The organism is Streptomyces sp. NPDC050738 (assembly GCF_040654175.1).
In the GTDB taxonomy this organism is placed as follows: Bacteria; Actinomycetota; Actinomycetes; order Streptomycetales; family Streptomycetaceae; genus Streptomyces.
In genome coordinates this window covers 161,154-185,111 of the sequence record NZ_JBFAHN010000016.1, presented here as the reverse complement: position 1 = coordinate 185,111, position 23,958 = coordinate 161,154, and the positions used below count along the sequence as shown (strand labels likewise).

Annotated in this window: 15 protein-coding genes; 4 read left to right on the top strand and 11 right to left on the bottom strand. The window is 71.6% G+C overall.

Translation table 11 applies throughout. From position 1 onward, the window contains the following. Positions 1-80: 80 nt before the first annotated feature. Positions 81-833 carry a GntR family transcriptional regulator gene (locus tag AB0H78_RS31740; protein WP_363238134.1) on the bottom strand — a complete coding sequence of 251 codons (753 nt, stop codon included), beginning with the start codon at positions 831-833 and terminating at the stop codon, positions 81-83. Between the two features lie 179 nt (positions 834-1,012). Between AB0H78_RS31740 and AB0H78_RS31735 the strand changes: the two genes are divergently transcribed. Then, on the top strand, positions 1,013-2,320 hold the full coding sequence (locus AB0H78_RS31735) for a glycoside hydrolase family 18 protein (protein WP_363238133.1): 1,308 nt from the start codon (positions 1,013-1,015) through the stop codon (positions 2,318-2,320). A 228-nt stretch (positions 2,321-2,548) separates the two neighbouring features. Here AB0H78_RS31735 and AB0H78_RS31730 read toward each other — a convergent pair whose 3' ends face one another. The 3 genes from AB0H78_RS31730 to AB0H78_RS31720 are packed head-to-tail and all read right to left on the bottom strand — an operon-like array spanning position 2,549 to position 7,172. Next, the gene (locus AB0H78_RS31730) at positions 2,549-3,652 is read right to left on the bottom strand and encodes a threonine synthase (protein ID WP_363238132.1); all 1,104 of its coding nucleotides are present in this window, start codon (positions 3,650-3,652) and stop codon (positions 2,549-2,551) included. Positions 3,653-3,678: 26 nt separating this feature from the next. Then, positions 3,679-5,424, bottom strand: a complete 1,746-nt coding sequence (locus tag AB0H78_RS31725) for an ABC transporter ATP-binding protein (protein WP_363238131.1) — start codon at positions 5,422-5,424, stop codon at positions 3,679-3,681. After that, entirely contained in the window at positions 5,421-7,172 is a 1,752-nt protein-coding gene (locus tag AB0H78_RS31720; RefSeq protein WP_363238130.1) for an ABC transporter ATP-binding protein, read from the bottom strand. Before AB0H78_RS31720 ends, AB0H78_RS31725 begins: the two co-directional genes overlap by 4 nt. A 70-nt stretch (positions 7,173-7,242) precedes the next feature. Here AB0H78_RS31720 and AB0H78_RS31715 point away from each other — a divergent pair, with 70 nt between their 5' ends. Continuing rightward, positions 7,243-8,355: a DUF4190 domain-containing protein gene (locus tag AB0H78_RS31715; protein ID WP_363238129.1), complete on the top strand. Its 1,113-nt coding sequence runs from the start codon at positions 7,243-7,245 to the stop codon at positions 8,353-8,355. 24 nt (positions 8,356-8,379) lie between these two features. On the opposite strand, the gene AB0H78_RS31710 is transcribed toward AB0H78_RS31715, so the two are convergent. Beyond that, positions 8,380-9,801: a carotenoid oxygenase family protein gene (locus AB0H78_RS31710; RefSeq protein ID WP_363238127.1), complete on the bottom strand. Its 1,422-nt coding sequence runs from the start codon at positions 9,799-9,801 to the stop codon at positions 8,380-8,382. Positions 9,802-9,918: 117 nt separating this feature from the next. Between AB0H78_RS31710 and AB0H78_RS31705 the strand changes: the two genes are divergently transcribed. Then, positions 9,919-12,480 (top strand): glycosyl hydrolase family 65 protein, encoded by a 2,562-nt coding sequence (locus tag AB0H78_RS31705; RefSeq protein WP_363238153.1) that lies wholly within the window; start codon positions 9,919-9,921, stop codon positions 12,478-12,480. Here AB0H78_RS31705 and AB0H78_RS31700 read toward each other — a convergent pair. Beyond that, positions 12,464-13,015, bottom strand: coding sequence for an isochorismatase family protein (locus tag AB0H78_RS31700; protein ID WP_363238126.1), 552 nt, complete (start codon positions 13,013-13,015; stop codon positions 12,464-12,466). The genes AB0H78_RS31705 and AB0H78_RS31700 overlap by 17 nt on opposite strands. A gap of 15 nt (positions 13,016-13,030) precedes the next feature. Further along, on the bottom strand, positions 13,031-13,492 hold the full coding sequence (locus tag AB0H78_RS31695; RefSeq protein WP_363238125.1) for a MarR family transcriptional regulator: 462 nt from the start codon (positions 13,490-13,492) through the stop codon (positions 13,031-13,033). A gap of 99 nt (positions 13,493-13,591) precedes the next feature. Here AB0H78_RS31695 and AB0H78_RS31690 point away from each other — a divergent pair, with 99 nt between their 5' ends. Continuing rightward, entirely contained in the window at positions 13,592-13,888 is a 297-nt protein-coding gene (locus AB0H78_RS31690) for a YkvA family protein (protein ID WP_363238124.1), read from the top strand. A 9-nt stretch (positions 13,889-13,897) separates the two neighbouring features. Here the strand turns inward: AB0H78_RS31690 and AB0H78_RS31685 are convergent, their stop codons facing one another. The 4 genes from AB0H78_RS31685 to AB0H78_RS31670 all read right to left on the bottom strand — a co-directional run bounded on the left by AB0H78_RS31685 (position 13,898) and on the right by AB0H78_RS31670 (position 23,958). Continuing rightward, positions 13,898-16,954 carry a cellulose binding domain-containing protein gene (locus AB0H78_RS31685; RefSeq protein WP_363238123.1) on the bottom strand — a complete coding sequence of 1,019 codons (3,057 nt, stop codon included), beginning with the start codon at positions 16,952-16,954 and terminating at the stop codon, positions 13,898-13,900. 130 nt (positions 16,955-17,084) lie between these two features. Then, positions 17,085-18,941, bottom strand: coding sequence for an endo-1,4-beta-xylanase (locus tag AB0H78_RS31680; protein WP_363238122.1), 1,857 nt, complete (start codon positions 18,939-18,941; stop codon positions 17,085-17,087). A 111-nt stretch (positions 18,942-19,052) separates the two neighbouring features. Further along, a complete protein-coding gene (locus AB0H78_RS31675) occupies positions 19,053-20,885 on the bottom strand; it encodes an ABC transporter ATP-binding protein (protein ID WP_363238121.1) in 1,833 nt (610 codons plus the stop codon). 124 nt (positions 20,886-21,009) lie between these two features. Further along, positions 21,010-23,958 (bottom strand): hypothetical protein, encoded by a 2,949-nt coding sequence (locus tag AB0H78_RS31670; protein WP_363238120.1) that lies wholly within the window; start codon positions 23,956-23,958, stop codon positions 21,010-21,012.

Genomic DNA, 23,958 nt, shown 5'->3' with positions numbered 1-23,958 from the left:
CCCCGGAGTTACGTGAGCGGCAGGGAAGTTAACTCCCGATCACGCGGGGCGGACAGCGCGTCCGCTATCTGGGGGTCCTGCTATTTGACCGGCAGGTGGTATGCGATGCGGTAGCGGTCGGCGGGGACAACGATGTCTGCGGTCTCCACCGGGCGCCCCGATGCGTAGTACGTACGGGAGATGACCAGGACGGCATGGCCCGGGACCCCGCCGAGGGTCAGCAGTTCCTCCGAGAGCCCGGGGCGGGCGCCGACCTCTTCCACCACGTTGTCCACGACGAGGTCGATCGCGGCCATCCGCTCCACCACACCGCAGCCGCCGAGGGGGCCCTCCTCGGGCAGCATCACCGGGGTGCGGCCGGTGACGGACAGGGGCTCGAAGGAGGTGGAGAGCATCATCGTCTCGCCCGCGTCCCTGAAGACGTACCGCGTGCGCATGACGCGGTCCCCTTCCTTGATGCCCAGGCGCAGCGCGATCTCCGTGCTCGCCTCGTCCTGCTCGCTCCTGGACTCCCAGGTGCCGCGCGCACCCTCCTCGGCCTGCTCCTGGCGGAAGGGCGTGGCGCCCGCGGCCAGGCGGTAGCCGGAGCGGGCCACGCGGCGCGGGACGGGGCGCTCGCGGACATAGGTGCCCGAACCGGAGCGGCCCTCCACCAGGCCCTCGGCCATGAGGACCTTGCGGGCCTCCAGCGCGACGGTGTCCGAGACTCCGTACTCCTCGCGGATGCGGGCCTGGGACGGAAGCCGGGTGTGCGGGGGCAGCGAACCGTCGGCGATCTTCTGCCGGAGATCGCTTGCGACGCGCAAATAGGCAGGCTGCTCACCGAATGTCACGAACCACTCCCCGTAATTTGACGTACAGCAACAGCCTGACAACCGTGGGTCGTTGACCGCAAGCGGAGGCCAGAGTTTCACTCGATGTGATGAACGCGCCTTTACGGAGGGGGTCTCCGGGGGTATGGGTCCTCCCCTGAGTCTTGACCTGCGATGGTCCAGACCAATACGTTCCGCGCATGCCACAAAACCGTCGAAGAACCCTTCTCGGAGCGGCAGTTGCCGCCTGCTCCTTCTCGCTCCTCGCTGCTCTGGCTCCCGCCGCAGAGGCCCACGGACCGGACCACCGGCCCTCGTACAAGCGCGTCGGATACTTCACCCAGTGGGGCATCTACGGGCGGAACTACCAGGTCAAAGATCTGGAGACCAGCGGTCAGGCCGCGAAGCTCACGCACATCAACTACGCCTTCGGGGGCGTGAGTCCCGCAGGCAAGTGCGTCTCCGCCGACTCCTGGGCCGACTACAGCCGCCCGGTCGATGCGGCCACTTCGGTCGACGGCACGGCCGACACCGCGGAGCAGCCGCTCGCCGGCAACTTCAACCAGCTGCGGGAACTCAAGGCCAAGCACCCGGGGTTGAAGGTGCTGGTCTCGCTGGGCGGCTGGACCGGATCGGCCCACCTCTCGGATGCGGCGCTCACCCCCGCCTCGCGCAAGGCGTTCGTCTCGTCCTGCCTCGACCTCTTCATCAAGGGCAATCTGCCCGTGGACGGGGCACGCGGCGGCGCGGGCACGGCGGCCGGGCTCTTCGACGGGATCGACGTCGACTGGGAGTGGCCGGGCTCGCAGGCCGACACGGGGACCGTGCACCGGCCCGAGGACAAGCAGAACCTGACGGCGCTGGTGCATGAGTTCCGTACGCAACTGGATGCCTACGGGCGGGGGCAGCGCAAGCATTACGACCTGTCCGCCTTCGTGCCGACGGCTCCCGACAAGATCGACGCCGGGTACGAAGTACGCAAGGTGATGCGGGACTTCGACTTCGTGAACCTGCAGGGGTACGACTTCCACGTCTCGGGCGAGGCGACGACCGCGCAGCAGTCCGCGCTGTTCGCGAAGAACGACTTCAGCGTCGAAGGGACGGTCGACGCGTGGCTGCGGCGGGGCGCGCCCGCGCGCAAGCTCGTGGTGGGCATGCCGTTCTACGGGCAGGGCTGGACCGGGGTCACGGGCGGCGGCGACGGCCTGGGGCAGCCCGCGGCCGGGCCCGCGCCGGCGACCTGGGCGAACGGGACCGAGGACTACAAGGCGCTGAAGGTGCTGGCGGGTTCGGGGACCTACAAGGTGTACCGGGACTGGCGGAGCGGCAGCTCGTGGCTCTTCGACGGGACGACGCTGTGGACGTACGACGACCCGCAGGTGCTGCGCACCAAGGCCGCGTATGTGCGGGTGCGGGGGCTGGGCGGGGCGATGTTCTGGTCCATGGACGGCGACACGGCTGACGGCGAGCTGACTTCGGCTGTGGATCAGGGGCTCGGCGGGCGCTGATCCCGTTCGGGGGGCGGGGGTGGGGAGTGCGGGGGTGCGGGTGCGGTGCGGGTGCGGGTGGGTGGCGCCTGCGGCGGGCTCCACCCCACCCCGCCCCTTCCCGAAACCGGGGCTGCCGCCCCAGCCCCCGCTTTCGGGGGCTCCGCCCCCGGACCCTCGCTCCTCAATCGCCGGAGGGGCTTGAATTTGGCTGGCGTGGGCTTGATCGCGCGGGCGTGCGGGCCCGATCTACTGCAGGCCCGTTTTCAGCCCCGCCCCGCACAGCGGGACCACACCCGTCCGCTGCCCTAGTGCACCCGTGCTCGCCACCGCCCAGCACGCGACACCCGTCGACTCCACGTACAGGCCCCTGGACGCCAAGTCGCGCTGTGCCGCGACAATTTGACCCTCCGCCACCGTCAGGAACGTGCCGCCCGTCCTCCGTACCGCCTCCAGGATCTGCCGCGCCCTCGGCGGGCGCGGGATGGCGATTCCCTCCGCCAGCGTGGGGGCCGTGGGCGTCTCCGGCAGGAGGTCCGTGGCGCCCGCGTGGAATGCCGCCGCCAGAGGGGAGACCGCCTCCGCCTGGACCGCGTACAGCTGGGGGCGTGCGGTGATCAGGCCGTGGGCGTACAGCTCCTCGATCGCCAGGGATGCTCCCAGCAGGAGCGTGCCGTTGCCCACCGGGACCACGATCACCTCCGGGAGCGTGCCGCCCCGCTCCTCCCACATCTCGTAGACGTACGTCTTCGTGCCGTGCAGGAAATAGGGGTTGTAGACGTGTGAGGCATAGAAGGTGCCGGGGACGTCCGCCGCCTTGCGGGCCGCCGCTGCCGTGGCCTCGCGGTCGCCTTCGACCAGTTCCACGGTCGCGCCGTGCGCCCCGATCTGCTCGATCTTCTTCGGGGACGTCGCAGCGGGTACGTAGACCGAACAGGGCAGGCCCGCCCGCGCGCAGTACGCCGCCACCGCCGTGCCCGCGTTGCCGCTGCTGTCGGCGATCACGCGCTGCGGGGCCAGGCGGCGCGCCAGTTCGGCCAGCATCACCGCGCCCCGGTCCTTGAAGGAGAGCGTGGGCATCAGGAAGTCGAGCTTCGCGGAGACGGAGTCGGTCAGGGCGATCAGTGGGGTGCGGCCCTCGCCGAGTGACACCTTGGGACCGGAGAGCGGGAGTGCCTCCTCGTAGCGCCAGAGCGAATTCACCCGCTCGGGAAGGGACTTGAGGGGGACGGCGGACGGCTCCCACTCCAGGTCCCAGGGGCCGCCGCACCGCGGGCAGCACCAGGGGGCCGTCGCGGCCACCGGAGCGGTGGCCGAATCTGCGGGACAGCGGTAGCGGGGTGTCGTCGTCATCTGCTCAGCCTAATCAGCGCCGCACGTCAGACGCCGTGCCACGACTCCCAGAGCGCCGCGTACGCTCCGCCGCCCGCCACCAGGTCGTCATGCGTCCCCAGTTCCGCGATCCGCCCGTCGGCCATCACCGCGACCCGGTCCGCGTCGTGCGCGGTGTGCAGCCGGTGCGCGATGGCGATGACCGTACGTCCCTCCAGTACGGCCGCCAGCGCCCGCTCCGTGTGCCGTGCCGTCGTCGGGTCGAGGAGCGCCGTCGCCTCGTCGAGTATCAGGGTGTGCGGGTCCGCCAACACCACGCGCGCCAGGGCCAGTTGCTGCGACTGCGCGCCGTCCAGGTGCTGCCCGCCGGGGCCGCCGAGCTCCGTGTCGAGGCCCTCCGTCAGCTCTCCGGCCCACTCCGCGCCGACTGCGGCGAGCGCTGCCCGCAGCTTGTCGTCGTCGGCGTCCGGGGCGGCGATGACCAGGTTGTCCCGTACGGTGCCGAGGAAGACATGGTGCTCCTGCGTCACCAGCACCACCTGGCGCCGCAGCTGCTCGGGGTCGAGCCCGGCCACCGCCGTGCCGCCGACCGTCACGCTTCCCTCGCGCGGAGCGTCGATCCCCGCCAACAGCCGTCCCAGCGTGGACTTTCCGGCCCCGGACGGGCCGACGACCGCGAGCTTCTCCCCCGGCCGCACCGTCAGGTCCACCCCGTGCAGGACATCGCGCCCGCCGCCGTACGCGTAGTGCGCACCCGACACCTCCATCAGGTCGCCCGACGGGGCCTTCGACGCGCCCGCTCGCACCGTCGGCACCTCCGCCAGACCCTCCACGCGGGCGAACGCCGCCCCGCTGCTCTGCAGGTACTCGACCACGAACAGGATCGCGTTGAGCGGCTGCGACAGCTGCTGCAGATAGATCGCCGAGGCCACGACCGCGCCCAGCGTCACCACCCCGTGCTGGTGCAGTACGCCGCCGAGCAGCAGGACGCCGACGACCGGGACGACGTACGACACGTCCAGCGCGGGGAAGAGCACACTGCGCAGGGCCAGGGTCCGCTCCCTGGTGCGCCTGCTCGCCTCGACTGCCGCCTCGCAGGCGGCGATCCGGCTCTCCTGCAGGCTCAGCGCCTCGACCGTGCGGGCCCCTGCCGCGGTGGCAGCCAGGACCTCGGTGAGCGCCGAGTTGGCCTCGCCCTCGGCGAGGTACGCGGCGCGCGCCCGGCGCAGGTACCAGCGGGTCGCGCAGACGACGCCGACCAACCCCACCAGGCCGCACGCACCGAGCAGCGGGTCGATGAGGAGGACCGCGATCAGGATGAAGAGCGCCTGCACCGCCGCGACGAAGATGTCGGGGGCCGCGTCGCGCATCGCCGTGCCGACGGTCGTCACGTCGCTGGTGCCGCGCGTCGTCAGGTCGCCGGTGCCGGCCCGCTCCACGACGGCGGAGGGCAGTGCGAGCGCCCGCCGTGTGTAGCGCTCGCGCACCCGCGCCGAGACCCGCTCGCCGAAGCGGTGGGCGATGTAGCGGGCGTAGCGGGAGACGACCGTCTGGACCAGCGCGAAGACGACGACCACGGCCGCGAGGCGATTCACCTCGGAAAGCGCCCCGGTGCCGCCGGAGCGGATCGTGTCGATGATGCGGCCGAGCAGCCAGGGGCCGACCAACCCGGCTGCTGCGGCAGCCGAGTTGAGGAGGAGGACGGCGGCGAAGGCGCGCCGGTCCGCCCTGATCAGGTCGTACGCGGCCCTGCGCACGGTGCGTGCGGCGGCGACAGGCAGCGACCCGCTCATCGGGCGTCCTCCGTTTCCTCGACCGGTACTTCGGCTTCTTCGGCGCCGCGTGAGACGAGCGCCCGGTAGCCCGGTTCGGCGGTCAGCAGTTCGCGGTGGCGGCCCGTGGCGGCCACCCGGCCGTCCACCAGGTAGTGCACGGTCTGCGCCTGGTCGAGGAGGAGCGGCGAGGTGCTGGTGACGACCGTCGTGCGGCCGGCGCGCGCAGCGCGCAGCCGGGCCGCGACCGCCGCTTCCGTATGCGCGTCGACGGCCGAGGTCGGCTCGACGGCCAGCAGCACTTCGGGGTCGGCGAGCAGTGCCCGTACGAGACGGACCCGCTGCCGCTGCCCGCCGGAGAGGTTGAGCCCCTGTGCGTCGATGCCCGAGCCGAGGCCTTCGGGCAGCTGCTGCACGATGTCCTCGGCGAGCGCTGCGTGCAGTGCGCGTCCCATCGCCTCGTCGTCGCGCTCGGCGCGCCCGCCGACGACCTCGCGCAGCGGTCCGGAGAAGAGATGCGCCTCGTTGTCCGCGACGACGATCCGCTCCCGGACCTCCGCCTGGGCCACCGCGTCGATCCGCAGCTCCCCCCAGCGCACGTCGCTGTCGCCGAACCGTCCCAGCCGGTCCACGACCGCCGCCGTTTCGGCGGGCCTGGCGCTGACCAGCGCGGTCAGTGCGCGGGGCGCGATCTCGACGCCGGACGCCGGATCGTGGAGTACGGAATGAGGTGCGGGGCCCGCGCCCGTGGAGCGGTCTGCGGCGGGCTCCATGTCCAGGAACCGTACGATGCGGCGGGCCGCCACCAGCCCCCGGCTGATGTCGTACCCGCCCTCGATGAAGAAGGTGACGGGGAAGACCAGCACGGCGACGTAGCCGTAGATCGCGGTCAACTCACCGATCGTGATGGTCCCTTCGGCCGCCATCCTGGCGGCGAGCCAGGTCACGGCGGCCAGGAAGAGCGCGGGCAGTCCGACGGCGAGTGCCTGGATCCAGCTGAGGACGGCACCGACCCGGTAGCCCTCCGCGCGCAGCGCCTGCGAGCCCTGCCGGTAGCGGTCCAGATAGACCTCTTTGCCGCCGAGCCCGCTCAGCACCCGCAGCCCGCCCGCCATGTCGACGAACCGCGTCGACAGCCGGCCTTCCTTCTCCCGGTACGCGGACTCGGCCCCCTGCAGCCGACCCATCATCGGTCCCACGAGCACCGCGAGCACCGGCACACCCACCAGCACCACGACGGCGAGCAGTACGGACACGGAGAGCAGCAGCCCGGCGACCACGAAGTACGCGACGACGGCGCCGACTCCGGGCCCGGTGACCGTCATGACACTGGCGACGATCTGCACATCGCGGATCCCGACGGTGACGACCTCGCCGGCCGTGACCCGCCGCCGCAGCACGGAGCCCAGCCGCACGGTCTGGCGCACCACCGCCCGCACGGTCCGGTACTGCGCGTCCAGCCGCGACCGGGTCATCGTCCGGTGGCGCATGATGCTCAGCCAGGCCAGTACCAGGCCCACGACGAGGAGGGCCGCGGTCCATCCGGTCAGGGCGCGCATGTTCTCGTGCTGCAGACCGTCGTCGATGGCGCGCGACAGCAGATACGGCGGCAGCGCCAGGCCGACCATCCAGGTGCTGCCGAGCGCGGCGGCGAGGCAGGTACGGCGCCACTGGCTGGTGACGAGCCACCACAGGAATCCGGGGGCGCTGCGACGTCCTGGGACCGGGGGATCGTCCGCCCGGGCCGAGGCCGACGTCGAAACACCCATGCTGTCCCCACCCCTGCCGCGTACTATTCGGGCGGCCGTTCGATGACCAGTAGCAGGAGCACGGTAACCCGTGGACATACCCCCGCAGCAGCCCTACTACGGGCCGTACGCGCACCCCTACGCTCCGCACCCTCCGCGACCTCCGGCGGTCAACGGGGCGGCCGTCGCCTCGCTCGTCCTCGGCGTCGTGTGCGTGGCGCCGCCGCTCGGTCTGATCCTGGGCATCGTCGCCCTCGCGCAGATCAGGAAGCGTGGTGGCGGCGGGAAGGGGCTCGCGGTCGCCGGGATCGTCCTCTCCTCGTTCTCCACGGTCCTCGCGCTGGTGATGGTGATCGTCCTCGGGCCCACGGCGTGGAACGGCTTCAAGGAAGGCGTCCGGTCCGCCGGGACGGCGTCCGACCTCCGCAAGGGGGACTGCTTCGACGTCCCCGGCGGTGTGGGGAACCCCGGCGCGGGGCGCGCCCGGAGCGTGTCGTGCGCGGGGGCTCATGACGGTGAGGTGACCGGGGACTTCGACCTCTTGGACACTGGCGCGTATCCCGGCAAGGAAGCCATCGCGACCCAGGCGGAGAAGCGGTGCTGGGAGGCGAACGATGCGTACGCCATGGACATCTGGGCCGTGCCCGACGGTGCGGAGATGTTCTACTACCCGCCGAGCGCGAGCAGTTGGCGGCGCGGCGACCATGCGGTGAGCTGCGCGTACGTCATCGAGGACGGCGCGTTCCACGGCTCGCTGCGCAAGGACGCCGGCACGCTCGGGGACGACCAGGTCGCCTTCCTCACCTCGGCGGACTCCATCGACCGGGTGCTGTGGCAGGGGCCGGAGCAGAGCGCGGCGAAGGACCTCCCGGCCAACAGGGCGTGGGCGAGGGAGGTGGCCTCGACGCTGTTCAATGACGGGCAGGGGCTGAAGGCGTACTCGTGGAGCGCGCGGGCCAAGGAGCCGATGGCCGTGCTGCTCCGGGACATCGAGACGTCCCGGCAGTACTGGGCCAAGGCGGCGGAGGCGAAGGACGCGGCGGCGTTCGGGCAGCTGACGCGCGCGGCGGACACCGTCCTCGGCCCCAGCCTGGGACTTGAGGTGCGCAGGGTGCTCGGCCTCGACCTCACCCCATGGGCGGCCGACCCGTCCGACGGTTCGGACGGCGGGGAGCACAGCGGGTCGGGCGGCGTGTCCGTCTAGGCGCCGCCCGGCCCTTGCATGCCGCTACGCCTCGTCCGGTATCCAGTTGCCGTGGAAGCCCACCGGCACCCGCACCGGCAGATGGATCCGTGCCACCGGCTCGGCCGTGAAGTCGCCGGCGGCCAGCACCACCAGGTCCGTCGCCTGCCGGTCCGGGTCGAAGGCGTAGGCCAGCACCCAGCCGTCGTCCTCCGCCGCGTCGGGCGATGCCGGGACGAAGACCCCTTCGCCCACGTCCCCGTCCGGGTGGAGGCGGTGGATCTCGCTGCTGCCCGACGTCAGGTCGTACTTGATCAGGCCGACCCCGAGCTGCTGATAGCCGCCCTCGCGCACCGCGTGCCGCTGCCCCGCATATCCGCCGTCGGGCTCCAACACGCCGTATCCGTACCGGTGTTGTCCGGTGGCGCGCCTCGGGTCCACCCTCGGGAACTCGATTGGCCGGTCGTCCAGCGTCTCGGTCCGCACCGTGCGCGCCGCCAGGTCGATCGTCCAGCGCTCCAGTCGCGGCGGGAAGTCGTCCGGGCCCTGCACTCCCCCCTTGGCGCCCGCGAACACCTTGTCGTAGCGCACGAGGTCGACGACGATCCGCTGCCCGCCGTCCTTCTCGTAGGCGTTCATCGGGTGGAAGACGAAGCACGGGTCGATGTCCAGCCAGATCACGTCCTCGGCCCTGCCCTCCCTGGGCAGCACCCCGATCCGCGCCTGCTTCCCGTCGTCCCAGGCGTACGGGAAGGTCGAGCCGCCGGCGGCCGCCTCCATGGAGAAGCCGACCGGCAGGTCGTACAGCAGCACGTACCGCTCCGTCAGGGAGAAGTCGTGCATCATCGGGCCGCCCTCGACGGGGATGTCGACGCGCCGCTTGATCCGGCCGTCCACCCCGGCCACCAGGTACTGGACGTACGGATACGCCCAGCAGTACGCCACCGCGTGCAGCTCCCCGCTCGCCGGGTCGATCACCGTGTGCGCGGCGAAGCCTCCCGGCAGGGTGCCCTGGAAGTCGTACCGGCCAAGGGTGTTGAGCTCCTCGTCCAGTTCGTACGGGAGGGACCCGCCCTCGACCGCGGCGAGGTGGCGGCCCGCGAAGCGCAGGATGTGCGTGTTGGCGGCGAAGTCCATGTCCTGGTGGCGCGGGCCGCCCAGCGGCTTCTCGCCGAGCTTCTCGGCGACCGCGTCGCTGCGCACCCAGCGGTTGCGGTACCACTCGGCGCGCCCGTCGCGCAGCCGCACCCCGTGGACCATGCCGGCGCCGCTGAACCAGTGGTGGGCGGCCGGATCGTCGACCCCCAGCGGATTCGGTCCGTTGCGCAGATAGCGGCCTTCGAGGCCGTCCGGTATGCGGCCGGTGACCGTCAGACCGTGCGCGGTGACCTCTTCCCGCACGGGGGCGAAGAGGCCTTTCAGATAGGGGTTCGTCTGCTGCTCTTGTTTCTCCGGACCGTCCGTCATGGCTCCACCATCCACCCATCCAGGGGACTGTGCAGGCGCGTCCCGCCCGGCGGGCCGGACGCCGATTCCGTGGTCTTACATGGTCGTGCGATGAGCCCTTTGCGCACACGCACCCGCATGTCGCTGATCACCGCACCCCTGCTCACCGGCACGCTGATCGCAGCCGCCGTACCCCCCTCGCCCTCACCCGTCTCCACCACGGCCGCAGCCGCACCCGCCGTCCCCGCCTGCGGCAAGGAGGCGGACGGCTGGTCGCCGACCTCCACGCGCCCCGATCCGACGGTCGGTCAGCATCCCTACATCGGAAACGGATACCTCGGCCACCGGGTTCCCGCCCTGGGCACCGGATACCAGGGCTCCGCCGACCCGAGCGGCTGGCCGCTCTACACCCCGCGCTACGACGGCGCCTTCGCCGCCGGCCTCTACGCCCACAACTCCCGCACGGACGCCGACCGCCAGGCCGTCGCCGCCCTCCCCACCTGGACAGGGCTGGAAGCAGGTCTGGGCCCAGGCACCGCATCCCGCTACCGCCAGACCCTCTTCATGGCCTGCGGCGTCGTCCGCACCTCCTACACCTGGACGGGCGAGGACGGCCGCAGCACCGACCTCTCCTACGAGGTCCTGGCCGACCGCAGCGACGTGCACACCGGAGCGGTACGCCTCCGCCTCACCCCCCGCTGGACCGGCGACGCGACGGTCACCGACCGCATCGACGGCCGCGGCGCACGCCGGATCACCGCGGCCGGTGCAGCCGCCGCCGGTCGTACGACCTCGGTCTCCTTCCGTGCCGACGGCACCCGCACCCCCGGCACGGTCGCCTCAACCCTCGTACCTGCCAAGGGAATTCACCCCACCGCGGACCACCGCTCCGCCTCCGGCCTCAGCGCCGCACGCGCCGTCACCTTCCCCGTGCGCACCGGCACCACGTACGAGATCGCCAAGCACATCGGCGTCGACACCACCCTCACCCGCGCCACCGAGGCCTCCCGCCGCGCGGCCGCCCGCGGCTGGCAGGCGGTCCACGGCGCGAACGCGTCGGCCTGGGCGAAGCTCTGGGCGTCCGACATCACCGTCCCCGGGCAGCGCGACCTCCAGGCATGGGTGCGCGCCGCGCAGTACGGACTCTTCGCCAACTCCCGTGCAGGATCAGCCGATTCACTCTCTCCCGTGGGCCTGACCAGCGACAACTACGCGGGCGAGATCTTCTGGGACGCCGAGACCTGGATGTTCCCCGGCCTTCTCGCCACCAGCCCCGCCCTCGCGAAGTCCGTCGTCGACTACCGCTACCGCACCCGCGCGGCAGCCGCCGTCAACGCCCAAAAGCTGGGCTTCAAGGGGCTGTTCTTCCCCTGGACCAGCGGCAGCAAGGGCGACAACTGGGCCGAGTGCCACAGCTGGAATCCCCCGCACTGCATCATGCAGACCCACCTCCAGGGCGACATCTCGCTCGCCGTCTGGCAGTACTACCTGGCGACCGGCGACGGCACCTGGCTCAAGGAGCGCGGCTGGCCGCTCCTGAAGGGCATCGCCGACTACTGGATCTCGCGGGTCACCGAGAACGACGACCACTCGTACTCCATCCCCCTGGTCGCGGGCCCCGACGAGTACAGCAACGGCGTCACCGACGGCGTCTACACCAACGCGGTCGCCGCGACAGCCCTGCGCAACGCGGCCCGTGCGGCCACCCTCCTGGACACCGAGGCCCCGCCCCTGTGGACACGGATCGCGGACCGGCTGCGCATCCCGTACGACACCGAGGCGGGCGTCTTCGAGCAGTACGCGGGCTACAAGGGCTCCGTCATCAAGCAGGCCGACACGGTCCTCCTCCTCTACCCCCTCGACTGGAAGATGACCAAGGCCCAGGCCTCACGCACGCTCGCCTACTACGCACAGCGCACCGACCCGGCGGGCCCGGCCATGACGGACTCGGTGCACGCGGTCGCGTCGGCGGCGATCGGCAGCCCCGGCTGCGCGACGTACACCTATCTCCAGCGCTCCATCCGCCCTTACGTACGGGGCGACTTCGGCCTCTTCTCGGAGGCCAAGGGCGACAAGGCGGGCGCCCACGACGCTCTCGCGGGGCATCCGGCGATGGACTTCCTCACCGGCAAGGGCGGGTTCCTGCAGACGTTCACGCACGGCCTGACGGGGATGCGGCTGCAGGAGGACGGCGTCCACCTGGACCCGCTGCTGCCGCCCCAACTCCCGCAGGGCGTCACGCTCCACGAGCTGCACTGGCAGGGCCGTACGTACTCCGTCGCCATCGGCCCCAAGTCCACCACGGTCACGCTCACCAGCGGCGCGCCCTTCACGGTCCACACGCCGAAGGGCGACCGCAAGCTGACCACGACCGTCCAACTGCCCACCCGGCGCCCGGACTTGGCACCCACCACCAACGAGGCGCGCTGCCGCCCCGCGAAGGCCACCTCCGAGCAGCCCGGCCTCTACGCGGCCGCCGCGGTCGACGGTGACGCCGCGACGACCTGGTCGCCCGACCCGGCGGCGAAGACGGCGACGCTCACGGTGGACCTCGGCCCCGGGGCCCGCAAGGCACGCATCACCCCGGACTGGGAGACGCGCCCGACGTCCTTCACGGCCACGCAGAACGGCCGGTACGTCCACCTCACGGTGCACGGACCGGCCGTCCTGAGGGAGCTGGAGGTCAGCCGAGGAGCTTGACGATCGCGTCGGCGGTGTCGGTCTCGCCGAGCCGCGGGAAGATGTGCGCGACGCTGTTGTCGTGCGTCTCGGCCTTCAGGTCGGCGATCGCGTCGATGGCGACGGTCACGTGGTAGCCGTGCTCCTGCGCCGACCGCGCCGTCGACTCGACGCCGATGCTCGTGGCGATGCCGGCGACGACGACCTGGGTCACCCCGCGGCGGCGCAGCTGCAGGTCGAGGTCGGTGCCGTAGAAGGCGCCCCAGTTCTGCTTGGTGACGACGATGTCGCTGTCCTGGCGGTCGAGCTCGGGGACGAGCTCGGCCCAGTCGGCCGGCGGCTGCCCCTGGGAGGCGGGCGCCTCGTTGCGGCCGGGGGCGCCACCGGTCACCCGTACGAGAACGACGGGCAGCCCGCGCTCGCGGAAGGCCGCGGCGAGGAACGCGGCGCGCTCGACGACAGGACCTGCGGGCCGGGCGAGCGGAAGCCCGACGATCCCCTTCTGGAGGTCGACGAGAACGAGCGCGGTGTTGGCGTCAAGTGCCGTTGCGGTCATGGGGGTTGCTCACTTTCACTTGGAAGTTCTTACGAGGCGCTCCAGAAGCGCCACGGCCTCGCTCAGAGTCCTCAGCTCCCCCGCGTCGAGCTCCTCCTGGATCGCACCGGTCAGCCAGCCGCGCTTCTCGGCGCGTACGTCGGCGAGGACCCGCCGCCCCTGTCCGGTGACCGACAGCACGACCTGCCGTCCGTCGCCGGGGTCGGGCGCACGCTCCACCAGGCCGTGCCCCTCCAGCGCCCCGAGCGTCAGCCGCATCGACTGCGGCCGCACCAGTTCCAGGCGTGCCAGCTCGGCGGTGGTCGCGGGGCCGCCCCGGTCGAGGCGCGAGAGCACGGACCGCTGCGAGGGGGTCAGCAGATTCTCCGGAGAGGCGCTGCGCAGCCGCCGTGCGACCTGCCCGAGCACGACGGTCAGCTCGGCCGCGACCTGCCCGGCGTCCGGCAGGTCCGGCACTGCGGCAGAATCCGTGGTCATACCATCTACCGTACGAGATAGACAGGCAGCCTTGCAAGTTTGCCTGCGGAGCCGCCCCCGGTGCAGCGTGGCGCGGCCCGCATCGGGTACGCGTAGCCCATGGACACCTCCACCCAAATCCTTCTGGTGCTCGCGGCACTGCTCTGCGTGGCCACTCTGGTGTTCGCGGTCGTCCTCGTGATCCGCCTGTTCAAGGCCCGCCGCCTGCTGCGCGACGCCGGCATCCCCGTCCAGAACAAGCTCGCGTTCTGGGGCGCCCTGATCTACACGGTCAGCCCGGTCGACCTGATCCCCGACCCGGTCTACCTCGACGACATAGGAGTGCTCCTGCTGGCGCTGCACACCCTCCATGCGGCAGCCCGCAAGACAGGGCTGCCGCAGCGGACCGCCCGCTGAGCCGGCCGCCTACGGAGCGGTGCCCCAGACCAGCGTGCCGTTGACGTAGACCGCGATCTTCGGGGCGTCCGCGAACGCGGTGTTCGTACCCCGGCTGTAGTCGTCCGCCTCACTGAAATTCGACCAGTCGGACTTGTTGAGCCGCAGCTGGATCTCGCCGGTCGAAGCGCCCGCCGCGAGGCTGCCCGCACCCGAGGTGAAGCCCACCTCCAGGTAGCGGTCGGCGCCGGTCTTGGCCGTGGCGGCCGCGACGACCCGGGACGTGATCTTCGCGGCACCGATCGCCGCCCAGTCGCACCAGGTCTGGTACACCGTCGAGCCCGCCTCCCCACTGAACCAATAGCGCACCTTGACCTGCGAGAGATTCAGCGCGCCCGTCCCGGTGTTGACGACCTGCAGGGCCGGGCGGATGGCATTGTCCGTGGGGTTGCTGTCGTTGTTCTTGTACTGGACCTTCGCCGCACCCGTGCCCCCACCGCCCGCGGCCGTCGTGGCGGTCACCGCCGCCGAGAGCGCGGAGGCGTTGCCCGCCGCGTCCTTGGCGCGCACCTGGTAGGCGTACGCGGTGGACGCGCTCAGCCCGGTGTCCGTATAGCCGGCGACCGAGGGGCTGCCCACCACCGTGCCGTCGCGCAGCACGTCGTACGCCGTCACCCCCGTGTCGTCGGTCGAGGCCGTCCAGGACAGCGCGACCGTGCTGCCCGTCGTGGCCGTCACGGCGAGGCCCGCCGGCACCGTCGGCGCCTGGGTGTCGCCGGTGGAGCCGCCCGCCGGGGCGTCGGCGAAGAGGATGCCCCGGCCGTTGGTGCCGAGGTAGACGCGGCCGTAGGTGCGGGGGTCGCCGGTGATCGCCGCGCCCATGTTGCCGTAGCTGTGCTGGTCGTCGTTGATACGCCGCCAGGTGGCACCGGAGTCGTCGGAGGCGTGGACGCCCGTCACGCCGCCCACCGTGCCCGCGAGATAGAGCGCGGCATTGGTGCGTCCCGGGGCGGCCTTTCCGTAGCCGAGGTTCACGCCCGACGTGATCCCTGCGGCCTTGGTGAAGGTCGCGCCGCCGTCCGTCGAGTGCCACAGGCCCCCGGTGCCGGTCAGCCAGATCTCGCCCTCCCTGCCGGGTACGGGCTTGAACGCGGCGTCCGTGGCGGGCAGTCCGGTCGCCGCCGTGGCGGTGAAGGTGGCGCCGCCGTCCGTGGAGGCGTAGAAACGGCCGCCGGAACAGCCGTAGAACTTCTTCGGGTTGACCCGGTCCGCCCGTACGAGCGCGCCCTGCGGAATGCCCGAACCGGCGCTCCAAGAGCTGCCGTTGGTGGTGGTGCGCTGCACCGCCGCACCCTGCGGACTCCATACGACCGCCGAGCCGTCGGCGGCCACGGCGACGGTCCCGCCGCCCGTCACCCCGCTCGGCTCGCTGCTCGCCTGGAACCAGCTGGAGCCTCCGTCGGTGGAGAACCCTGCCCGGTTGACGTTCGGGGACGCGGTCTTGTCGACGTTCCCCACCCGGACGAGGAGCGCGGGCTTGAGCTCCGCGAAGTCGATGCCGGTGGTGCTGGTGAGGTTGGGCTGGGTGTACATCAGCGCCGGGACCTTGGTGAGGTCCGTATGCGCGAAGCCGCCGATGTCGCCGAGTGCGGAGAACAGGGTGGTGCCGGTGGGCGGGCTGATGAGGTCGAGTACGGCGGTCTCCTCCAGGCCCGCCACCATGGGCTTGATCGTGAGCTGGGTGTTCTTGTCCCAGTTGGTGAGGTCGGTGGAGGCGTAGAGGGTGGCGCCGGTGCCGTAGAGGAAGCGGTCCGGGTTGTGCGGGTCGATCTCCAGCGCCTCGGTCATCCAGCCCAGTTTCGGGGTGACTTCGGGGAGGGTGGGGCCGGCGCCGAAGGTCAGCCAGGGGACGGAGGTGACGTCCATGGTGTAACGGAAGGAGCGGGACGGGTAGTTGGCGAAGTCCCAGATGCGGGTCCAGGTCGCACCGGCGTCCGTGGAGCGGAAGATGATGTCGTCGGGCCACCAGGAGATCTGGGTGGCGACCATCAGGGTGTCGGGGTTCGTGCGGTCGATGGACAGGCCCGAGTAGCCGAAGTAGTCGTCCGCGCTGTCGGAGGGGACGGGGCTGATGCGGGTCCAGGTCGCTGCGGTGATGTCGTAGCGCCATACGTCGCCCTTGGCTCCGTCGTAGGGGCCGCCGGTGTCCGAAGTCGCCAGATACAGACGCTTGTTGACGTGGTCGAGTACGCCCTTGTGCGCGATGTAGCCGGTGGGTTGGCCCGCGAGGCGAGACCAGGTGGCGCCCGCGTCGGTGGAGCGGTAGACGGTGTTGTCCTTGTCGGCGACGCCCGCGTAGATGTGCTGGGTGCGGGTGCCCGCGGTGCCGGTGGACGGGTCGAAAGTCACCCAGACGACCCCTTGGAGGTCGGAGTTGTAGCCGCTGGTGTCGCTGGGATCGGCGCGGTACGTACCGGCGTTGGTGAAGCTCGCCACCTTGGCCCAGGTGGCGCCCGAGTCGGTGGAACGCCACAGGCCGTTGCCGCTGGGCGTGCCGAGGTAGAGGACGCTGCCGAGGTTCGGGTCGACGGCCAGCCGCTCGCCCATGCCGCGTCCCGGCATGTTCCCGCCGAGTTTGAAGGGGAGTTGGGCCGACTGCCAGGTGGCGCCGAGGTCGGAGGAGCGGAGCACGGCGCCGTTGCCCGGGTCCCAGCTGTTGGTGTACATCCCCACGGCCGCGTACACCTTGTCGGGGGCGGTCTCGTCGATGGCCATGCTGACCACGCCGTTCCAGCCCCAGTGGTCGTAGCCGACCGAGTCGAGGAGCGGGATCCAGGTGCTGGTGGCCGTGGACCAGCGGTAGGCGCCGCCGATGTCGGTGCGTGCGTAGACGAGGTCCTTGCGGGTGCGGCTGAAGATGATGCCGGGGATGAAGCCGCCGCCGTGGATCGCCACGTTCTTCCAGGCGGCCGCCGCGGCTTCGGCGCCTGCGGCCGGGGCGGTGGCGGCGCGGGCGAGCGGGATCCGCGTGAGTACGGGGACGGCGGCGGTGACGACGGCCAGGCCGATGAAGCGTCTTCTGTCCATGGGTGGAATGCCTTCGGGGGGAGGGGGCGGGGAAGGGGAAAGCCCCGGTGCGGAGCGCGGCAGTTGCCGCTGGGAGGCCCGCACCGGGGCTTGGTGTGCGCGTACGAGGGAGTACGAGGGGAGATGGGGCTTACGGGGCGGTGCCCCAGACGAGCGTGGAGCCGACGTAGACCGCGATCTTCGGGGCGTCCGCGAACGCCGTGTTCGTGCCGCGGCTGTAGTCGTCCGTCTCGCTGAAGTTCGACCAGTCGGTCTTGTTGAAACGCAGCTGCATCTCGCCGGTCGAGGCGCCCGCCGCCAGGCTGCCGCCGGAGAAGCCGACCTCCAGGTAGTGATCGGCGCCCGTCGTGCCCGAACCCGACGTGCCGACCGACTGGTTGACCGAGCCGCAGCCGATCACCGCCCAGTCGCACCAGCTGGAGTACGCGGAGGCACCGGACTCACCGCTGAACCAGTAGCGGACCTTCACCGAGGCGAGGCCGACGGCGCTGCTGCCCGTGTTGACCAGCTGGATCCCCGGTTTGATCTGGTTGTCGCCGGGAGCCGAGTCGTTGTTCTTGTACTGGACCTTCAGCGAGCCGCCGCCGGTCGATCCGCCCGCTGTGGTGCCGGTGACCTCGGCCGTCCGGGCAGAGACGTTGCCCGCCGCGTCCTTGGCGCGCACCGTGTAGGCGTACGCGGTCGAGGGCGTCAGGCCGCTGTCGGTGAAAGCGGCGGCGGTGGACGAACCCACCTGCGTACCGCCGCGGAAGATGTCGTATCCGCTCACCCCGACGTCGTCCGTCGAAGCGGCCCACGACAGGGACACGCTGGAGGACGTGGTGCCCGTGACCGCAAGACCCGTCGGCACCGTCGGGGCCTGCGTGTCCGCCGTGCCGGTGTAGCCGAGGGCCGTGCGCACCGCGTCGAGCACCGGTTTGGGCTGGAGGTTCTCGTCCCACAGGCAGGCCGAGCCCTGTCCGGAGAAGGTGCCCGGAACCCACGAGTACTTGTCCGTGTAGTCCCAGATCGTGATCCCGACGCACCGGGAGACGGCCAGGCACGCCTCGGTGACCTGGCGGTAGTACGTGGACTGGGTGGCCAGTTTCGTGGCGTCCGCGGGCAGCACCATCCGTACGTCGAGTTCGGTGAGCGCGACGTCCACGCCGAGGTCGGCGAAGCGCTGGAGGTTCTGCTGCATCTGCGAGGGGAAGCCGTACTGGGTGGCCAGGTGGGCCTGGAAGCCCACGCCGTCGATGGGCACGCCCGCTGCCTTGAGGTCTCTGACCAGGTTGTACATGGCGTCGCTCTTCGCGCCCATGCCGTCGGTGTTGTAGTCGTTGATGTAGAGCTTCGCGCCCGGGTCGGCGGCGCGGGCGGCCTGCAGCGCGTAGGTGACGTAGCTCTTGCCCATCGCGTTGTAGAACGGCGAAGTCCGGTACGTGCCATCGTCGTTGAAGGGTTCGTTGACCACGTCCCAGGCCTTGACCTGGCCCTTGTAGTGGCCGGCCTCCCCCGCGATGTGGCTCTCCATGGCGGAGCGCACCTCGCTCGCGGGGAGCGCCGAGACCCAGCCGGGGAGCTGGCTGTGCCAGACCAGGGTGTGGCCGCGTACGCCCTCTCCGTGTGCCTGGGCGAAGCTCACGACCGCGTCACCCCGGGCGAAGCTGAACTGGCCGCGCGTGGGCTCGGTGGTGTCCCACTTCATCGAGTTGCCGGGGGTGATCTGCCCGAACTCGCTGCCCAGGGTTGCCGTGTACGCGGTGTCCGACAGCTCCGGATTGTCGGTCGCGGAGGCGAAGTACCGGCCCTTGGCGGCGGCGAGCTGGTTGAGCGTGGGGGGTGCGGCGGCGACGGCCGCACCTGCGGTTCCGGGTGCCGCGGGCGGTGCCGCGGCGGCCGACTGGACCGACAGCAGCGCCACTGCCGCGACGGCCATCGCGATGATCGGACGGCGTCGTAAGGTGCGCTGCCGTCTTCCGTACGGGGGTGCTGGCGCCAGCGTCATCGCTGGGTCCTCTCTCCGTGGTTGCGGGGCCTTGGGAGCGCTCCCACAGTGGAGGGGCGGGCGTGGACCTGTCAAGAGGTGAAGGCATGACGGGCCCACGCACCGCCCGGACTACGCCGCCTGTTCGGGGGCCGGGCTGTCGTCGAGGAAACCGCCCGACTGATGCGTCCACAACTTGGCGTAGACGCCGTCGGACGCCAGCAGCTCCTGGTGCGCGCCCTGTTCGACGATGTGGCCGCGGTCCAGCACGACGAGCCGGTCCATCCCCGCGACCGTGCTCAGCCGGTGCGCCACCACCAGCGCGGTCCTGCCCTCCATGAGCCGCCACAGCGCTTCCTGGACGAGGAGTTCGCTCTCCGAGTCCAGCGCGCTGGTCGCCTCGTCGAGCAGCAGGATCGGCGCATCGCGCAGAATGGCGCGGGCCAGTGCGACGCGCTGGCGCTGACCGCCGGACAGCTTGATGCCGCGCTCGCCCACCATGGTGTCGAAGCCCTCCGGCAGCGCGTCGGCGAACTCCGTGACGTGTGCCGCGTCCGCGGCGCGCCTGACCTCCGCCTCCGTCGCACCCGGCCGGGCGAAGGCGATGTTGTCGCGCAGCGTGCGGTGGAACATCGCCGGGTCCTGCGGGACGTAGGCGATGAGACTGCGCAGGTCCGACTGGCGCAGCCGGCTGATGTCCTGCCCTCCGATGAGGATCCGGCCGCCGTCGATGTCCGTCATCCGCAGCAGCAGCCTGGTCAGCGTGGTCTTGCCCCCGCCTGACCTGCCGACGAAGCCGATCCGCGCCCCGCTCTCGACCTCCAGGTCGAGGCCCTCGAAGAGCGGCGGCCCGCCCGCGTGGGCGAAGTCGACCTTCTCGAAGCGGACGGCCGCACCCTGCTTGCCCTGTGCCGACAGCGCCTGCGGCGACGGCGGGTCGAGCACGGTCGGAGAGTCGAGGAGCAGCTCGGTGAATTGCGCCGCCTCCGTCAGGGAGCTCTCCAGACGGCGGTAGATCTGGTTGAACTCGAACATGATCCGGGTGGCGTTGGAGTAGTACGTGAAGGCCACCACGATCCCCTCCACCCCGTGCGCGCCCCCGCCGAGCGTGACCGCGAGCAGCAGGCCAAGTGCGTTGGTGGCGACGGACATCGGCGCCACCAGGGTGTCGATGCGCAGGTTCCCGTAATCCCACGACCTGATCGTGAGCCGCCTCGACTCGGCGACGCGCGAGCGGTGCTCGGCCGCCTCACGCTCCTCCGCGGCGAAGGCCCTGACCGTGTCCATGTTCATCAGGCTGTCGGCGACATGCCCCGACACCCGGGCGATCGCCGCCTCCCGCTCGGCGACGAGCGCCTGGCGGCGGCGGATGAGAGGCACCACGCACACCCCCGTCACCGCGATCATCACCAACAGGCCGACCACGAGCAGGGGTTCGTACCGCCACAGCACCACGGACCCGAACAGCAGCGGCACGAAACTGCCGACCACATTGAAGGTCAGTGTGTCGACGAGTTCCTCGAAGCGGGTGGCGAAACTCAGGACGCGCTTGGTGAGCGACCCCGCGAAGTTGTCGTGGAAGAAGGCGGCGTCCTTGGCGAACAGCTCGTCCATCCCGACCACGTACAGGCGCTCGATGCCGAGCGCGTCCAGGCGGTTGAGGAAGTGCAGGCCCACCCGCCACAGCGCCTCGGCGCCCAACAGCACGCCGGCGAAGCCGAGTACGTAGGGCAGCGCCGAGCCGACGGAGATCTCCCCGTGGCCCGCGATACGGCCGATGAGCTTGGCGACGACGAGCGGCGCGATGTAGTTGAGGCCGATGTTGCCCACTGCGGGCAGCAGCAGGCCGGGGGCCGCCAGCAGACGTAGCCTGGCCAACTCCCTTGCGTAGTAGCGGATGACGAGCAGTACGGCGCCTCGGCGCGACGGACCCTCGGATTTCTTGCGTAAATCGGACGCTGACATCCCACCCCGTTTCTTCGAGTGGCAGCCGCCGGCCGGCGCGAACGGCCGGCGGGGGAAGGGGTCATTGTCCCGCGACGGCTTCCGCCGCGTCCAAGCGTTTTCCGTCAGCGCCGCGCGCCCGGCATCACCTCTCGTCGCGCAGGCGGGCCGCCAGCGTGGTCAGGGGCTCGGCTTCCTCGGGCCGGCCCAGCGCGGTCAGCCGGGAGGCCGCCGCGTCGAGGCGGGCGAGGGCGGGGGCGGTGCGCTCCAGGTAGATGCCCTCGACGGCACCGGCCAGGCGGATGCTCTCGGCCCACTCGCCGAGGTGGGCGTCCTGCGGACCCGGCTCGCCGAGGAGGCCGAGGGCCTTCTCCAGCGCGGCCAGGGCGCTCTCGTACTCGCCCGCGTAGGCGTAGACGCGTCCGTACTCGTAGGCCAGCGCCGCGTCCAGGGGGCGGCCCTGGGCCTCGTATCCGGCGGTGCGCGCCGCGTCGGCGACCCGGCCGGCGTCGGCGAGCAGGGCGAGGGCGTCGGCCAGGCCTTCGGACCCCTGCCGCTGGCCCTGGAGGCGGGCGATCTCGCGCAGCGCGTTGCTGAGCTGCTCGTGGCGCGGGGCCTGTCCGTGGGCGGCCAGGGCCTGGTCCACGGCCTCGCGCGCACGGCCGAACTCACCTGATTCGGCGAGGAGTACGGCCGCCTCCCCGGCGATCATGGCGTGGCTTCCCGGGTCGTCCTCCCAGCCGGCCGACTCGGCGGCGAGGGCGACGAACTCGGCCGTGGCGGCCTTGAGGTCCTCCCCCGCGTACAGCGCTCTGGCGCGGGTGAGGCGCAGTTGCGCGGCGAGCCGGTCGTCCAACTCGCCCGAGGTGACGTCCGGTTCGGCCAGGATCGAGTCGAGGAGAGCGATGCAGTCCTCGATGCGTCCCAGGTCGAGGCTGAGCTGGGCGGCGTTGCTGTACGTACAGAACGCGTCGATCCGGCTGCCCTCGCGAAGGTGCAGCTCGGCGGCGCGCGTGAGGTGCCGCAGCGCTTCGTCCTGGCTGCCCAGGTGCATGCAGGCCTGGGCCAGATCGCCGTGGAGGCGTCCGGTGTCGACCGCGCCTGCCGCCCAGTCGGCGGCGAGCCGCAGCGCTTCCGTCAGGTTCGCGTGGGCCGCCTTCGCGTCCCCGAGGCCGAGTTGGAGCCGGCCGCGCAGGCCGAGCGCGCGGGGGATGTGCCAGGCGGGGCCGTGCGCGGCGAGCCGGTCGAGCAGACCGTCCATCTCGACGGTCGCGGCGGGCAGGTCGCCGGAGAGCGCGAGCGTGCTGACGCGGAGCAGCAGGGCGGAGGCGAGCGGGCCGGCGAGGTCGTGCCGCGTGGCGAACTCCTGGAACAGGTCCACCTCCGCGAAGGCCGGCGCGACATCCTCGTCGCTGCCCGATGCCTGCAGACGCAGGCCGAGGGCGGACGACCGCAACCGCAGGAGGCGTGCCTCCTGGAGCGGGGTGAGACCGGGCGTCTCCTGGTGCAGACGCACCAGGGACGCGTGGGCGGCGGCCAGTGCGGCGGCCTTCGTCTCCCCGGCGTCCTCCGCCTCCGCCCGCGCGTTCCCCGCGGGAATCTCGGCGGTGGAGATCAGCGCGCAGCCCCGGGCGATCGCCGCGTCGCCCGGCAGGCCGGTGTCCTCGTAGAGGCCCGAGGCCTCCTCGTACAGGCCTGCGGCTTCGGCGTGCTCGTCCTTGACGTCCGCCAGATGGGCCTCGTCGCGCAGCAGGTCCGCGCGCAGCTGTACGAGCGTGCCCACCGCCGGGTCGTCGGGGTGGGTGTAGTCGCGGGCGGCGGCGAGCGTACGCAGCCGTGCCCACAGGGCGACGGCGTCCGGATGCCCGTCGTCGTCCAACACCCTTGCCTGGAGGATGAGTTCGGTCAGCGATTCGGGGACCGCGGCGACCGTACGAGGGGCGGCCGGAGCGACCGCCCCCGCCTGGGCCACGTCGTCGAGACCCCGGGTGCGCAGGGTCAGCTCCAGGGCGTCCAGGAGCGGGCCGCGCTCCAGGCGTGCGCGGCGGTGGCCGGTGTGGGCGCCGGTGCCGTTGCGGGCGTCGAAGCGGGCGGCGAGGTCGTCGGCCCGGCCTCGTACCTCGGCGCGAAGATCCGTCACCGTCCAGACGCGGCCCGCGTATCCGGCGGTGTGAAGCTCGCCACGTCCGAGCAACTCGATGCGCTGCAGCAGGACTTCGACGCCGGTGAGGAAGTCGAGCTGTTCCTGCGGGGAGTCCACCTCCTCGAACAGTCCGCGGTTCTCGGCGAGCAGTTCGAGCCCGCGCGCCTCGTTCCCGGTCAGCGCGCAGAACTCCAGGTGCCGGCCGACCTCCCCGGACATCGAGGGGTTGCGGCGGCAGGCGCGGTAGCCGGCGAGGTGCAGTTCACGGGCCCGGTCGGTGCGGCCCGTGCGCAGCAGCGGGAGCAGGGCGTACGAGATGGAGCGGGCCGGCTCCTCCTTGCAGGAGTCCTTCCCCTCCAGTACGGGCTCCCAGGTGCGCAGCGCCCGCTCGTCGTCGCCCGACGTGACGTGGTGGTTGGCGCGCACGCAGATCTCGCAGGCCTCGCAGTCGCTGAGCCTGCTGCGGTCGCGGCCCGCCCACAGTTCGTAGGCGAGGGCGGTGTCCTCACCGGTGTGGGAGGCGAGTTGGTAGGCCTGCCCGTAGTACGGCTGGAGGTCGATGCCGGCCTTGACGTACCGGTCGCGCATCTCCTTCAGCCACTGGCGCAGGCTGCTCAGCGGTATCTCGGGGATCGCGAGCAGGGCGTGCGCCACCCACTTGAACCGCCAGAAGAGCTGGTGGCGCAGGCGCTCGTCGAAGACGTCGGGCTGCTCGTCGAAGAGGTTGAGCAGGCGCGCGAAGACGACGGGCGACTTACGGGGCTCGGAGCCGTAGGTGTAGGCCTCCTGCAGTTCCAGGAGGGCGTGCACGAGCGTGGTGGGATCCGCGAACTGCTCGGCGGCTTCGACGAGTTCCTCGGCGGTGACGGTACGGGTGCGTCCGTAGGGGCGCCGGTCGTTCTCGCCCAGCGCCTGCATGAGCTCGTCGGTGTTCTGAGGTGCGGTCGGCAT